This is a genomic window from Paenibacillus sp. FSL H8-0537 (assembly GCF_038051995.1).
Taxonomy (GTDB): Bacteria; Bacillota; Bacilli; order Paenibacillales; family Paenibacillaceae; genus Pristimantibacillus.
Map to the genome: position 1 here is coordinate 3,932,923 of NZ_CP150290.1, position 14,468 is coordinate 3,947,390.

Genomic DNA, 14,468 nt, shown 5'->3' on the forward strand with positions numbered 1-14,468 from the left:
CACCCTCCGATATACATTTATTTGGAAGATTAATTAAATCGATTGGTTTCTCGCGATGCTTCCGAAATGATAGGCGCTTCTTTTCGGCAGCCGCTTCTGCGTGGATTGATCCACCTCGATCAAGCCGAATCGCTTGGAAAACCCGAGCTGCCATTCAAAGTTATCCAGCAAGGACCAGTGCATGTAGCCCAGCACGGGTATTCCTTCGGCGATGCAGGCATGTACGCCTTCCAGAGCCCGATCGATGAAGGCAACGCGACGCTCGTCATCGTCCGTTCCTACGCCGTTCTCCGTCACGATGATTGGTTTGTTCAAATGGTCGTAGGCGTAACGAATGACCGACTCCAAGCCTTGCGGATAAAATTCGTAGCCCATTTGCGTCATTTCAGCGCCTTCAGGGGCAGGCAGAAGGCCATCGGGCCCAAATACCGAACGCGTAAAATTTTGCAGGCCGAAGTAATCATCTCCCTCAAGATACGGTAGGAATTGAAGGAACTCCTCCTCCCATTCGTTCGCGACATGCTCCTCTCCGCCAGGGACGGCTTGGAAATCATGCAGCGATAGGCTCAGCCCGATTCGCGCTGCCGGACACACTTGGCGGATAGCCTCTCTTGCCTCTGCATGCGCGCGAAAAACGATTTCCATGCCGCGATCGGAACGCGGCGCCAGAAACGTGTGTATTTCGAGAGGAGATACGCCAAAAGCTTTGCCGAGTTCGCTATAATAGCTTTGATTTCTCGTCATATCCGTATTGATTCCGACTTGGGCTTTCGCCCCCGACTGATACGATTCCATTATTTTCTTTATTCCGATCGCGATGTTCGCTTCATTGATCGTGCATACATATGGAATGGCATCCCCGAGCTTTGACATGACATACTCGCAATACCGGGCGAATCGCGTAGGCGTCTCCCCGGACTCCCATCCTCCTTTACGAATAAGCCATTGCGGCGATGTAAAATGGTGAAGGGTCACGATCGGGGTCAAGTTATATTCTTTGCATGCTTCCAGCACATCCCGGTAATGCTCTACGGCTGCTTCATCGAAGTGGCCTTCCTCTGGTTCGATTCTGGCCCATTCAATAGAGAAGCGATAGAATTCAAACCGAGTCCCGCCATTAACCCAATGTCGCCTCGGTACAGACGATAATGGTCAACGGCGCTGCCGGATGGTTCGGCGAACATACTGTCTTCCAATTTTTCCATCACCCAATAATCGGAATGAACGTTATGTCCTTCTACTTGGTGAGCAGCTGTCGAAGCCCCCCATAAAAAGGACTCGGGAAATTTGCGTAACATATAGCACTTCTCATCTCTTTCTATTATGGCATCAACATTATTGTTCAATGCTATTTTCTATCTTACCTGAGCCTCAGATCGAGATGCGCAAGAGAAACCGCCATCTTCGCCATCCCGTAGTTGAAAAACTCGGAATCGAGTTCCGAAGTGACCCCTCTGGCAGGCATTTCATCAAATCCAGGTTTCAACTGCCAAAGAACAACGTCTAAACCTGACATATCCTGACCGCCAAGTGCCCTGAAGAAATGCCCTGCTCCATGGGAGATCGACCTTTAACTTATCAAGACGCGAACGGAATTCGCATTCAGGTAATTCACGTAATCGAGCTTAGTCGGCTCTCCGCCATACGGAGTTTCGATGAGCTGGAAGATACGCCAATGGCCTTCCTGCAAATGGAGCCTGCGAATCTCTTTCGGTACTTCTTTCAAACGCCCTGCAGCATATCCAGTAGGAAAATGTTCATCATCCAGAATCCACACCCGCATGCCGCGCGTCCTTGCCTCTTCCATGATGACGTCCATATCCGTCCACCATTTCGGACCTAGATAATCCGGATGCGGTCTTGCCTCCATGCAGACCGCACGAATTCCCGATTCGTGTATGCGAGTGATTTCCTCCCGAAGCACGCTTTCGTCTTCTCCATGCTGCCAGAAGAACGGCAAAATAAAATTATTTTCGTTTCCCGCCAAGACGTCATGTAATTTTGTGTCATCGTTCCATCACCCTTTTAACGTGTAAGAATGCAGTGTCCCGCCAGCTAAACAGCGGCGGGACAGCTTCGGGTCCATTATTTTAAAGATGACTTATTCTTTACTTTCGGCAAGCCAAGCATCAAACTGACGCTGTTTCTCATCCATAACCTTCTGCAAACCTGCAGAGTATAGCGCATCGTTAAATTTTTTGACCAGCTCATCAGGATCAACGCTGCCATTGCCGATGATTTTATTATATTGTTCGGTTACCGCATCAAGCGCAGCGATTTCCGTCTTTACGGACGTAGGGTCGAACATAAAGCCATACCCTGGCGACTTCGTTGTATTCTCATTCCACTTTTTCATTGCCTTTTTAAATTGATCCGCGCTCAGTCCAGTAGGTCCTACTAAAGCTTGGCTAAGCGGCATTTTGTTGTAATCGCCGAACATCTGCCAATTGTTATTGTCGTAATTTGCTCTCTTGGTGTTGTCGATGGTGCCGTCCGCCAACACTTCATAATGTTCCCCTTCAATCCCCAAATTTAGCAAGACTGCCAGCTCCGAGCTGGAGTTTACGAGATTAAGAAACTGAATCGCTTTGTCAGGTCGCTTACTGGAAGATGCTACCGACCACAAGAACAACTGTGAATCCGTCGTCTGCTCAACCGGCGGTTTCAAGGCGACCGCCTTTGTCTCGATCGGTTCAGATAGACCCAGAGATACTCCCACCGAGCCCGCAGCCGTAGCAAACACCTTCCCGCTGTTTAGCAACGCGCTGCCATCTTCTTGAGATGTGCTGACGTCTTTCGAGATGTACCCTTTCTGGTACCATTCCCGTACTTTCTTCACCGTAGCGGTCCATTCCTGCGACTCGTACAAATTGGTTACTTTCGTATCCGTCCCATCCATGAGCACGCCATACTGATTGCCGAGACCGTCTGCATAAACGAAGGTTCCCGCAATGTCGCCAGAAGCTACTTCCGGTGCGATCATGGTCATGCCTGGCTCGTTCTCATGCACCGTTGCGAATATGGAATCCATGTCCTCCAAAGTCTTAATTTTCAAGAAATCGATATTGTATTTATCCAATATGCTCTTGTTCATATTAATGCCAAACGTAAGTTGCTGATCCATTCTCTGGGGAATCGCGTATTGCCCCCCTTTAAATTGTCCTGCAGGGAGCAGGTCGCCTACCGTTTCCTGTAACGTCGGTCCCCATTCGGCCAATTCTTCATCAATCGGGCGAATCATCTTATTGTTGGCGAAAGCAGCTAGATACTGATTCCCCGGCATGAGGAGCATAAGATCCGTTTTCTCGCCGCTGGAAGCTTTAAGCGCATACACGTTCGCCATATTATACAAGCTCACGCCTTCAAGATCGACTTTTGCATTGATTTCTTTCAATGTAATTTCATTCAATTTCTCTTCGATCTTAGGCAGATCCGGTTGTTCTTGCCCCAGAACCGCGTAGTTGACTTTAATCGTATAAGGCTCTTCCTCGAAATTGATTTTCCCAGTTCCATCGCCTTCGCTTGCTGCAGGAGCGCTAGGCTTGGTCGTTGCATTTCCGTTGTTGTCATTGCTGCAGCCGATCACGCCAATCATCATGAAGGAAGCTAATACTGCTAGTAAGATTTTCTTTTTCAATGTCATATCCCCCTTGAATAGATAAGTTCGCTTGCTATCTCCCTCTATAAATATACAAGAGAGGACTTGGATAACGTTATACGTGTTCCGACTTCATGGATTCCGAAAATCCGACTATTCTATGGCCTGGTATACTTCGCCTTCCGTAATCCCTCGCTCATTGAAGGCATCCACTCTGAGAAAAACCGGTTGGCCTTTGACTAAGGCCTTGACAGTCAATTGATTTACGCCAAAAATCATATGGCTGTGATACAGTTTATCCGGCGCGAATCCCCAGAGCACGTTGTATCCGATCGATTCGTCTTTATCCCACGATACGGAAAGATCAAGCTCGCTTAATTGTTCGGTTTGGACACCGCTTGTTTGCTCAGGGAGTGCTCCTTCGCCAAGCCCGAACACGCGAAGGCCGGAGATACAGGCCTGTTGGTTGTAAGGGAGTTCCTTGACCGTACAGCGGATATACCTTGCCTTGAAACCATTTTCATTGACGATGAGATCGTGGGACAGATCGGTATTCGCTTCCGATTTATCCTCAATCATGAAGTACGATATGCCGTCCACCGAGCCTTCGAGTGTCCATCTGGTGGCATGCTGACGTTCGTCGATGAATCTTCCTTCTTGAATAACGGCTCCTTCGGGTAGTTCAACGTTCAGTTGGTCATCAGCAAAATTGATTTGTACGGCATGTACAGCGCATACATGGTTCAAATCCACTTCGAGCCATTCTCCGGGAGCGGAAGAAGCTGCTTTCCACCAGGACTGGATATTCTCATCCGTCGCCTTCCAAGCTTCATTTCCTTCCACTGAGGACGAGGCACTTGCAGACTTGCCATAGGACAATAGCATCCACTCCGGATTGCTCCAAGGATTCATTCGCGACTGTTCGAGCTTGAAGGGCCAATCTCCGTAGCGCTGATTGCAATATAACTCGCCATCTTGATCGAATCCAGCAGGCCATAACCCCAATCTTCGTTCAAATATATAATTGACGCTGATACGCATCGTTGCGGAATGCCATAAGTTCCCATGCTTATCTTCCATGGTCGAACCATGACCGGCTCCTGGAATGAAACCGCCTGGCTTGTAAGAGTAAGGATTGTTGTTCGCCAGCTTAAACGGTCCCAACGGATGATCTGCCACGTAAACCCCGTCAGCATAGGTATTATACTGAGTTCCCGGAGCTGAATATTGTAAATAATATTTACCGTTATGCTTGTCCATCCATGCTCCTTCGATGTATGGATCATTGCCTACGGCCAGCCTAAGCACATTTAACTGCTCTTCCGTCATACCGGGATTCATGCTGGCGTACCCTTGAACTATACCATCTATTTCCTCTTGCGTTTTGGGTATGTGATTCTCGCCATTTCTTTCATAGCCTATAACAGAAGTATTGCCATAAATGAGTGCCAAAGACTCCCCTTTCGGCTTCATATCCTCAGCATTCAGCTCAACCCCATAGATAGGTGTTTGATTTGAGCATCCCCAATAGAAATAAATTCTGTCATCGTCATCGACGAAAAGATTCGGGTCCCAGAAAGGGAATGTTCCCTCGATTTCTTCAAAGGAACCGTTAACCGGATCAGTCGTTCTGAAAAAAGAACAATTTTTAGAAATATGCGATGCCGAGAAATAAAGGTAATCCCCAATAACCCGCACATCCGGAGCATAGTCGTGAATCGGCAAGCCCTTCAGCGAATGGAAGGCCCAGTCGGTCAGATTATCGCTGACCAGAAACCCCGCCGTCATCGAGGGGAACAGATAATATTTCTCTTTAAATATCACCATCGACGGATCTGCAGATTCCCGGAAGGTCATCACCCTGCCCATCTGCTCTAAAAATTGGTATTTGTATTCCATATTGATCGGATTGCATATATACATGTGTTCGTGCACCTCTTCCTCTATTTGGTTACTTCTGTTTTCCATTCTTACCCTTAATGCTCCGCGTTTAATGCGCTTAAAATGTGATCAAGATGCTCTTCGGTCATCGCACCTCCGCTAAAGTTGATTAACGCACGCAATGGCATGTTTTCCATAATGGCTTCCATCATCTCCGAATCATCCCCATGATCGCTAGCGTCACCCATGCTGTTTTGCTGTTGCAGAATTCCTTCAATGATGGGACGTCTTGCCGGATCAGCCATCAAATCACCTATCGTCGTATTACGAGTTGCATTTTTACGGTAAACCTTTGTCGCTTCAACCATAACCGTGTCCGTCAGCTCAATCTGTCTGGATGACTTCCCTATCATAATCTCGAAAGATCCTGAATCGACCCGCCAGTCCTTTAAGTCCACATCGTAATAAGCAAATGATCGTTGATCCAGCGTGAAAGTCACCTTTTTCTCTTCGCCCGGCGCAAGCTCTACCTTTGCGAATCCTTTTAACTCTTTTTCCGGACGAATGACCCTGCTGCCGGTTTCGCGCACATAAAGCTGAACGATTTCTTTGCCGGCTCGATTTCCTGTATTTTTCACTGTGACCTGAACGTCTAACGTTTCATCGTCCCGAATGCTCTTATTGGCAAAAGTCAAAGCCGAATATGTGAAGCTAGTATAGCTTAGGCCGTGACCGAACGGAAAAAGCGGTTCGATCTTTTTCTTGTCATAATACCGGTAGCCGACGAAAACGCCTTCTTTGTACTCCACCCGATCCTCTTCGCCGAAATAGAACAGGTATGACGAGGTGTCCTCGAGCCGCGCCGGAAACGTTTCTGCGAGTTTTCCGCAAGGATTCGCATCCCCGAACAATAAATCGGCGATAGCGCCGCCAAGCGCTTGTCCGCCCAAGTACGCCTCCAGGACGGCTTTCGCGTTCCCGATCCAGGGCATATCCACCGGAGAACCATTGCTCAGCACAACCACCAAATTCGGCTGAGCTTTAGCTACCGCTTCGATCAGCGCAATCTGATTGTCCGGGAGTCGGAGATGGCTGCGATCATAACCTTCCGATTCGTACCGGTCAGGCAATCCCGCGAATAACACGACCACGTCCGCTGTGCCGGCCGCCTGAACAGCTTCATCAACCAATGTAGCGACTGCGGCGTCTTTGTCCAATTCGTAGCCTTTGGCATACACGACATTCGCCGAGTTCCCTGCGGCTATCCTTATTTCCTCCCGAATGTCCTCCAGCTTGGTCGGGTTAATGCGGGAGCTTCCGCTGCCCTGATATCTAGGCGACTCCGCCAGCGCTCCGATGACGGCAATCCGGCCTTCTTTGGCCAGCGGCAGCAAATCGTTTTCGTTTTTGAGCAGTACCATGCTTTCTCTGGCTACGATTCTTGCCAATTGATGATGCTCCTCGGCATCGTAGGCCACGCCATGCTGTTTGTTGTCCGCCGCTTTGAAAATAATGCGAAGCAACCTTTCAACCGCTCGGTCGAGTTTCTCTTCAGGCAGCTTTCCGCTGCGAACGGCTTCGATGATTTTTTGCTCGCCAGCCCCTGCGCTGGACGGCATCTCCAACTCTAAGCCAGCGGATAGCGCATCCGCTCTTTCGTTGACGGCGCCCCAATCCGACACGACAAAGCCTTCGTGTCCCCATTCCTCTTTCAATATATCCGTCAGCAGATACTCATTCTCGGATACGAATGTCCCGTTGACCTGATTGTAAGAACACATTACCGTCCACGGCTGCGATTTTTTGACGGCACCTTCGAAGCTCGCCAGATAAATTTCCCGCAGCGTCCGCTCGTCGACGATGGAATCGGATGTCATACGTCGATGCTCTTGATTGTTAGCCGCGAAGTGCTTAATGGAAGTGCCTACGCCTTGGCTCTGCACGCCGCGAATATGATGAGCGGCCATCTCAGAAGATAAGAAAGGATCCTCCGACAAATATTCGAAGTTCCGCCCGCATAAAGGGGATCGTTTGATGTTCGCGCCGGGTCCCAGCAAAATCGCCACATCTTCAGCCTGGCACTCCTCGCCTAGCGCCTTCCCCATCATTTCGATTAATTCTCGGTCCCAAGAGCTTGCAACGCCTGCAGCAGAAGGAAAGCAAGTAGCCGGCACGCTGTTGAAAATACCGAGATGGTCTCCCCCCTCCTTTTGCTTACGCAAGCCGTGAGGTCCGTCCGTGACCATGATAGACGGGATTCCAAGCCTCTCTACACCTTTCAATCTCCAGAAATCAAGACCGGAGCACATACCAGCTTTTTCTTCCAACGTCATTTGCGAAATCAACTGATCATAATTTCGTTCCATGATTCTTAGCCTCCCTATTCGAATTTTCGGAATTACTCCTTAACCGCTCCAGCTGTCGCGCCTTTAACGAACCATTTTTGGAAAATAGGGAATAATAACAGCATTGGCAAGACGCCGACAAAAGCAATGGCCATACGTACGGTAACTGACGGCAAATCCGCCGTTGAAACTGCTCCGCCTACGTCATTCTGCTGCAGGAACTTAATGTTTTCATTAATGTTGTTCAAGATCGTTTGTATGCTTTGAATGCTGCTGTTCGTCGAAAGAAAGTACATCCCGTTCATCCAATCGTTCCAATACGTTAGAGCTGCAGTCATCCCGACTGTGACGAACATCGGAATCGATAACGGTATTGCGATCTTATAAAAAATTTTAAACTCAGTAGCGCCGTCGATTCGAGCGGATTCCACCAGTGCTCCCGGTAAGGTGTGTTCAAAATAATTTTTGAACATGACGACAAAATAGGCATTCATTAGTAAGTTAGGAAGCAACAAACCTAAAATCGTGTCTTTGATATGGAAAATTTGCGTATACACGATGTAAGTCGATGTCAATCCGCCATTGAACAACATCGTGAAGGCCAACAGAAACATGAGTAATCCGCGGCCGGGAAGGTCTGGCTTACTTAGCGTATAGGCAAGCATAGCGGTAATGAATACTCCGCCTACCGTACCGACGACGGTTACGAATATCGATACGAGGTACCCTCTCCCAATAAGCTCCCATTCCTTGGCCACATATTTGTAAGCCTCCAACGAGAACTTCTCCGGAAGAAAGCTGTAACCGTTTCTCAGAGCGGTTGCTTCATCCGTGAGGGATGACATTATGAGAAGAATGAAAGGCGCTACAGCCAGAATGGATAGGACAATCATCAGGGTATGTCCGGCAATGGACCATTTTTTATCTTTTAAATCAATCATAGTTGATCGCTCCGTCCTCAGAATAGGGAATCTTCTTTGCTATATTTGCGAATGACCGCATTTGCAATGATTACGAGTACAAACCCGACAACTGATTGGTACACGCCTGTTGCTGTCGACATCGTGATATCGCCAAGCTTCATGAGCGCCCGGAACGAATACGTGTCGATCGTCATGGTGACGTCATACAGGGCTCCCGAGTTCATCGGCACTTGGTAAAACAGTCCGAAGTCCGAATAGAACATCCTGCCGACAGCCATAATCGTCATTAAGATGACAACGGGCTTGAGAAGAGGCAGTGTAATATGAAGAATTTGCTGCCATTTCGTTGCTCCGTCTATTTTTGCTGCCTCATAATAATCGGAGCTGATCGTAAGTATCCTTGCTGTATAGAACATTAAGCTATACCCTATTCCCTTCCAGCTATTAACAAAGAGAAGAATAAAAGGCCAATATTTCGGTTCCGAGTACCACGATACGACATCGATCCCTAGCGGTTTCAAAATGGAGTGATTAATAAACCCGTTCTCACTGCTTAGAAACGCGAATCCTAGGTAACTGACAATAACCATGGAAATGAAATATGGAATGAGTACGGCCGACTGATAAACCTTTGCGATCCTTTTACTTATGATTTCGTTAAAAAGGATCGCTACGACGATGGCAAATAACGTGCCCACGACAATGAATAAAAGATTGTATAAAATCGTATTCCGCGTCATGATCCAAGCATCGTCGGAAGCGAACAAGAACTTAAAATTATCGAACCATACGAACGTGCCATTGAATATGCTGCCGGAAAAATCAAGCTCCCGGAATGCGATTTGCATGCCGTACAAGGGCATGAAATTGTTAATGAAAAGATAAATTAACGCTGGCGAAGCCATCAAATACAAAGGTATATAAGACTTCCAATTTTTCTTTTTTTTACGCGTGCCCGGCAACTTCGATACCGCCGTTGCTTTCATTCATTTCGCCTCCCGATCAAGTGCTTTCTCTGTTGTATGAATCTCCTACTGAATGTTATTGTACACAGGGAAACGAACTAGGCGTTATACGCAGGACGACTCATCAGATATCCTTTTCCGACTTAGTGTTCCTGCCGCCTGCAAAATTTACAGAACAGAAATAAAACGCCACCTTCATGAGGTGACGTTCCATAGCGTTTTAAATGAAAAAATTTATAAATATTTCTGAAGCTCCCCGTTCTCGTCCGTCAATTTTGAGAACACGTCCATGTCATTCAAGTTCATCTCGGAACACAAGCCCTGCAGGTATTCGTTTAATTGCCGTATAGCCGCATTTGTTCGGATGCCAACCATCGGGAATAAGGATTCTATCGTGCTGCTTCGATTGACTGGAAAACGGATTCGACGATTAAATGAACCTTTGGCAGTCCGCTTTTGATTCGCTGGCTGATCTCCATATCCCAAATCATTCGTACCGATGAGAAGAAATACCTTCTATGGTTGTCCAATTCCATGGAGCCGGCTCCCCGCGATAATCAAACCCGTTCCATATAAACATGCCTCCCAGAGCCGGCATTTCATTCTTATAATGATTCCATGGATAAGCCAAGTCTCCCGGTCCTGCAGCTCCGCCTAACGTTCCTGTATCAATCGCTGCTCCGGAACCCATCATCATCTTTTTGAAGTAATTTCCACTATCATAGCTGTCGCTTATGTGAAGGATGAGTTTGAACGAAGCTACACGATAGCGGGTATGGCCAAATTGCTGCACCGACTGGATCTGCGGTTTACCAGACCGACGTATACGCTTGAAGCAGCGGATGAAGGCAAGCAAAAGGAGTTTGTGCGCGAACGGTTTCCCCAGTTAAAAAAGAGTAATGAACGATGAGATTCATCATCTGCTGTTTGAAGACGAAAGTATGATCCGGGATTATCAAGCCTTGCAGCAAACCTGGTTCGAGAAAGGGAAGCAACGGATCATTCCGATCACTGGCAACCATCGTGGCGTGAAGCTGCTCGCGACGGTCGACTACGTGACTGGTGAAATCGTATGGCAAGAAGATGAGCCATATACAGCCGAAACATTTTTGGCTTTCCTGAAAACCGTCCTTATTCACTACCCTGCAGGGAAGATTGTGATGGTACTGGATAATGCCTGCATTCATCATGCGAAATGACTGTAGCCTTTTCTGGAAGAACAGAAAGACCGGTTGGCATTCGCCTTCTTACCTCCGTATAGCCCGAAGCTTAACATAGTGGAAGGGCTATGGAAATGGCTGAAAACCGATGTCATTAACCATGTGTTTTATCATACAGTGGCTGAGATCCGTAAGAATGTGAAGACGTTCATGGACGAGATTTCCAAAAACAAATGGGCCATCATCGACCTTCTGTGTGTCCGTCAGGAATCTTCCTTACAGAATCTCATCAAGACTAAAATCATTAGTTGAACTTATATAGTTCAAATCGATATAATTATCTGGAGCCCCAATAGGCCTTTGCGGCGGGGTTTCGCAACGGAAATCATTCGTTTCAGGGTCTACCGTCCTCGTTTTGGAGTTGAGTAAGTCCCAATTCTAATAAAGCTGATCTTTCCTCATCTCCAGTTCTGTCTGTAATGATATTGGATTGAATAATGCCGTAAACAGCTTCCTTTACCTCCGTCGGCTGATCTGTGAGAAGGCGGTTCAGCGAATCATTAATTTGAACGGTTCCAAAGTATTTAGCCGAATGGTTCACAATATCGGATTGCGCCAACTGTCTGGCGACCGGGCTGATCGCCACTATATCGGTATCATGTGAAAGCCCGGGTATCGTGCCTGTGACTAAGGCCGGCTTATCAGCCTGTTGTTTGGAGTTGGTATATAAATTCAAGTCGTACTGGGCTGAGCTGTAAATCTTCATTCTGAACGCACCCCTATTCCATTTATTTATTTGGGCTATTCTCTTCTATTCATAGTATCGGTATATTCTATTGTATTTTTTTATAATAATTCACAAAAAAAGGATGAAAAGAGTAGGTAAAACGTGGATTCAATTTGTTAAAGTATAATAATATGAATGGAGTCATTATTGAGCACTGAGAGAAAAGAAATGGACAAATTAAAAAATAGCAGATTTTATAAACTGCCGCTTATGAAGCATAATATAAGCTGATGATGAACAGCAAATAGCAAATAGGCTGCAATCGCTTAATGCGGCTGCAGCCTATTTTTTTCACTATTTAAACCTGCTCTGATAAAATACGAACTACATTTTCCATATGGTTAATCCAGTCCTGATTTCCTTCCCACAGTTCATACAGCTCGCGTTCTCCGCCTTTATTATCCAGCACCTGCTGAACCAATTGTTTCAACTCGAGCAGATCCTCCGTTTCCCAGACGATCTCCTTCAAACCACTCAGAGCCTCGTACTGTGTCTTGCCGTTTTCGATATAGGCGCACACAATTTCAGCCAAAGCAATAGCCGAATTATCATAAAGGAAATCCTCCTCTTCCGGATCTTCCGCAAGGAATCCGAGCTCTCTATAATGAGCTAAAAGCTCCTTCAACTTAAAAGACTGGCGGTCCACTGCAAATTTGCTTAAAGCATCAAGTACGTCAAGTCCTTCATCGCTTTCCAGCGATGCCGTTCCCCATGATCCCATCGTATTACGCACCTTTCTATTTGTAATTCTATTATTTTAACATGAATTGGAATTTCGTTTAATGATCCTTAAGCAACATTCTGTTGGCCCGGTATGAGGAAATAGACATATGTATCTATCACAAAAGGTGAATACAACCAGCGTTAATCTATTTTGCAATCGGGCAATTGCTCCTAAGTTCAAGCAACAGGGAGACAAAAATCTCACATAAAATAAGCCAAAATAATATCCCCGTTTCCTTCCAACTCTCCCGTTTCTACGAACCCTAAATCCTTATAAAGTTTATTTGCGGTTATATTGTGTGGGATATGTGATACCCTGATTTGTTTACAGTCCACCCTGGCACTGAGCATCTTAATTACTTGTTCAATCGCTGCTTTTCCATAACCCTTTCTCTGAAATCTCTCGTCAATCATAAATCTCAGAATCCAATAATAACCGTCTTTATATATTTCATTATCAAAAAGTATAAACCCGACCATCATTCCTTCAGAAAAAATGCCGTATGGAACAGATGTAGGTTCATTAGCTGCATGTAACAGTGAATTTCCATTACTTGCGACCAGGTCAAGCTGTTGGCTGCTCACGCTTAATTGAGTACACTCGCTTTCGAACTCTTTTGTAATTTTATGTAATTTAATATTAGTCAAAGAGTAACTACCTCCATTATGAAATGAATACCGTTGAGTTTAGTTGCATGGTATAGATAATCTCCCCATCCTGGTTCGAACGGTGTCCTCTGATAAAACCTATTCCCTCATACAAATTCTGTGCAATAAGATTCTCTTGTGCCACGGTTAAGGAAATTAATCTGCAATTCGGATGACATTCCCTTATAAACTTAATGATTGCAACCATTGCTTTTTTTCCGTAGCCTTTCCATTGGTGCTTTTGGTCAATTTGAAATCCGCCGATCCAGTAATTATCAGAACTGTGGGGCGTGTACGAAATATAAAAGAACCCAATGATTTTTCCATTTATGGATTGGACAAACGGGTCTAACGCTTCATCCCACGGTTTGATATAGGCATACGCGAGTGACTCAATCACTGACGGAACGAAGTTCCTCTGTTCCTCACTGACAGAAATCTCAATAGCTTCTTCCCAATTTTCGGTGGTCACTGGTTGGATAATGATTTGTTCCATGTCTTCTCCTCTTAATCGATTATGCCATTTTTTCGAAACAATAGTGGTATGCTGGCGAGTAAATAAAATGTCCGTTTGCAGCGTGAATATAGTGTGATCTTTAAATTAAACTCGGATTGAAACGATGGTGTACCGTTATTTCTTCAAGATTGCAAAGTCAGGAACTTCAGTAGGGAGAGCAATCGTCGTTATCGCAATGGCTTGGAAAAACTCCACCAGCATCTCGATGATTTGGAGGCTACAACTACGAGATCTCTCACCTTCCGTCTTCAAAAAGCAGGTGCTGCCCAGTCTGCTTGACGAGGGTCTAGCTTTACGCACTCTTAATTGTAACCTGCGCATCTATAAGTCTTTTGCTCAGCTTTTATATGAAAAAGGGTGGACTGCCGAGCTCTTTGGTGCAGTTTGCCCAGCATGAGAAGTTCATCCTGTCGAACATTTAGCCGAAGCACTTCACCTGCTGTCAGAAAGTGAGGTGAATGGGAAATGAATGTTCTTTGTTGACAGAACAAGCTGGAAAACGCAGAGAATCCAAGCCAAACTAAATAACAACTCAGTTTTGAAGATCTGCTTCATTCCTTTATTCTCGATTGCAAGGCCAAAAACCTTTCACCGCTAACACTTCGTTTCTATCAGGACAGCGCTAAGCAGATGAAAGAAGCCTTTCTGGCGCCGAAAGTGCCGCTTTTCCTTTTTGGCTTCGAAGAGCTTGACCTTCACAAAATTCATGCGGCAGCGATGAGCAAAAACCCCGCTTCCTCGAGCGTCATGAAAAAAGTGGGAATGAAGTATGAGGGCACGTTTCTACAGCATTATTTGAAATGGGATAACTACGAGGATATTGACTATTACGGCCTATTGCGCGAGGACTATTTGAACGGATTAAAAGCTCAACCATAGGCTAATAAAAGGAAACGGGAGGTGCATTTTCCAAATGCGTCC

General features: G+C 46.1%; 16 protein-coding genes and 1 pseudogene. 3 read left to right on the top strand and 14 right to left on the bottom strand.

What is annotated here, in order from left to right; translation table 11 throughout:
* Positions 1–33: 33 nt before the first annotated feature.
* The 10 genes from MHB80_RS16505 to MHB80_RS16550 all read right to left on the bottom strand — a co-directional run bounded on the left by MHB80_RS16505 (position 34) and on the right by MHB80_RS16550 (position 10,248).
* Positions 34–1,083 carry a family 1 glycosylhydrolase gene (locus MHB80_RS16505; RefSeq protein WP_341283002.1) on the bottom strand — a complete coding sequence of 350 codons (1,050 nt, stop codon included), beginning with the start codon at positions 1,081–1,083 and terminating at the stop codon, positions 34–36.
* Positions 1,029–1,298, bottom strand: coding sequence for a family 1 glycosylhydrolase (locus MHB80_RS16510; protein WP_341278018.1), 270 nt, complete (start codon positions 1,296–1,298; stop codon positions 1,029–1,031). The genes MHB80_RS16505 and MHB80_RS16510 overlap by 55 nt, the downstream gene beginning before the upstream one ends.
* 62 nt (positions 1,299–1,360) lie before the next feature.
* Complete coding sequence (locus MHB80_RS16515; protein ID WP_341278019.1) at positions 1,361–1,516, bottom strand: hypothetical protein; 156 nt, start codon at positions 1,514–1,516, stop codon at positions 1,361–1,363.
* 54 nt (positions 1,517–1,570) lie between these two features.
* Complete coding sequence (locus tag MHB80_RS16520; protein WP_341278020.1) at positions 1,571–1,924, bottom strand: hypothetical protein; 354 nt, start codon at positions 1,922–1,924, stop codon at positions 1,571–1,573.
* Between the two features lie 177 nt (positions 1,925–2,101).
* A complete protein-coding gene (locus tag MHB80_RS16525; protein ID WP_341278021.1) occupies positions 2,102–3,637 on the bottom strand; it encodes an ABC transporter substrate-binding protein in 1,536 nt (511 codons plus the stop codon).
* Positions 3,638–3,751: 114 nt separating this feature from the next.
* A complete protein-coding gene (locus MHB80_RS16530; protein ID WP_341278022.1) occupies positions 3,752–5,521 on the bottom strand; it encodes a family 43 glycosylhydrolase in 1,770 nt (589 codons plus the stop codon).
* 53 nt (positions 5,522–5,574) lie between these two features.
* The gene (locus MHB80_RS16535; protein WP_341278023.1) at positions 5,575–7,845 is read right to left on the bottom strand and encodes a glycoside hydrolase family 3 C-terminal domain-containing protein; all 2,271 of its coding nucleotides are present in this window, start codon (positions 7,843–7,845) and stop codon (positions 5,575–5,577) included.
* Between the two features lie 32 nt (positions 7,846–7,877).
* The gene (locus tag MHB80_RS16540) at positions 7,878–8,765 is read right to left on the bottom strand and encodes a carbohydrate ABC transporter permease (protein WP_341278024.1); all 888 of its coding nucleotides are present in this window, start codon (positions 8,763–8,765) and stop codon (positions 7,878–7,880) included.
* A 17-nt stretch (positions 8,766–8,782) separates the two neighbouring features.
* Positions 8,783–9,733 carry an ABC transporter permease subunit gene (locus tag MHB80_RS16545; protein WP_341278025.1) on the bottom strand — a complete coding sequence of 317 codons (951 nt, stop codon included), beginning with the start codon at positions 9,731–9,733 and terminating at the stop codon, positions 8,783–8,785.
* Between the two features lie 368 nt (positions 9,734–10,101).
* Positions 10,102–10,248: a hypothetical protein gene (locus MHB80_RS16550; RefSeq protein ID WP_341278026.1), complete on the bottom strand. Its 147-nt coding sequence runs from the start codon at positions 10,246–10,248 to the stop codon at positions 10,102–10,104.
* A gap of 200 nt (positions 10,249–10,448) precedes the next feature.
* Here MHB80_RS16550 and MHB80_RS16555 point away from each other — a divergent pair, with 200 nt between their 5' ends.
* Together MHB80_RS16555 and MHB80_RS16560 are read left to right on the top strand one after the other, a co-directional pair.
* On the top strand, positions 10,449–10,622 hold the full coding sequence (locus MHB80_RS16555; RefSeq protein WP_341278027.1) for a winged helix-turn-helix domain-containing protein: 174 nt from the start codon (positions 10,449–10,451) through the stop codon (positions 10,620–10,622).
* A gap of 31 nt (positions 10,623–10,653) precedes the next feature.
* Positions 10,654–11,184 (top strand): annotated as a pseudogene (locus MHB80_RS16560) (IS630 family transposase).
* Between the two features lie 82 nt (positions 11,185–11,266).
* Here MHB80_RS16560 and MHB80_RS16565 read toward each other — a convergent pair.
* The 4 genes from MHB80_RS16565 to MHB80_RS16580 all read right to left on the bottom strand — a co-directional run bounded on the left by MHB80_RS16565 (position 11,267) and on the right by MHB80_RS16580 (position 13,526).
* Positions 11,267–11,638, bottom strand: a complete 372-nt coding sequence (locus MHB80_RS16565; RefSeq protein WP_341278028.1) for a hypothetical protein — start codon at positions 11,636–11,638, stop codon at positions 11,267–11,269.
* 319 nt (positions 11,639–11,957) lie between these two features.
* Positions 11,958–12,380: a DUF4259 domain-containing protein gene (locus tag MHB80_RS16570; RefSeq protein WP_341278029.1), complete on the bottom strand. Its 423-nt coding sequence runs from the start codon at positions 12,378–12,380 to the stop codon at positions 11,958–11,960.
* Positions 12,381–12,583: 203 nt separating this feature from the next.
* Positions 12,584–13,030: a GNAT family N-acetyltransferase gene (locus MHB80_RS16575; RefSeq protein ID WP_341278030.1), complete on the bottom strand. Its 447-nt coding sequence runs from the start codon at positions 13,028–13,030 to the stop codon at positions 12,584–12,586.
* A 16-nt stretch (positions 13,031–13,046) separates the two neighbouring features.
* The gene (locus MHB80_RS16580; protein WP_341278031.1) at positions 13,047–13,526 is read right to left on the bottom strand and encodes a GNAT family N-acetyltransferase; all 480 of its coding nucleotides are present in this window, start codon (positions 13,524–13,526) and stop codon (positions 13,047–13,049) included.
* A gap of 651 nt (positions 13,527–14,177) precedes the next feature.
* Between MHB80_RS16580 and MHB80_RS16585 the strand changes: the two genes are divergently transcribed.
* Complete coding sequence (locus MHB80_RS16585; RefSeq protein WP_341278032.1) at positions 14,178–14,426, top strand: GNAT family protein; 249 nt, start codon at positions 14,178–14,180, stop codon at positions 14,424–14,426.
* The last annotated feature ends 42 nt before the right edge of the window (positions 14,427–14,468 follow it).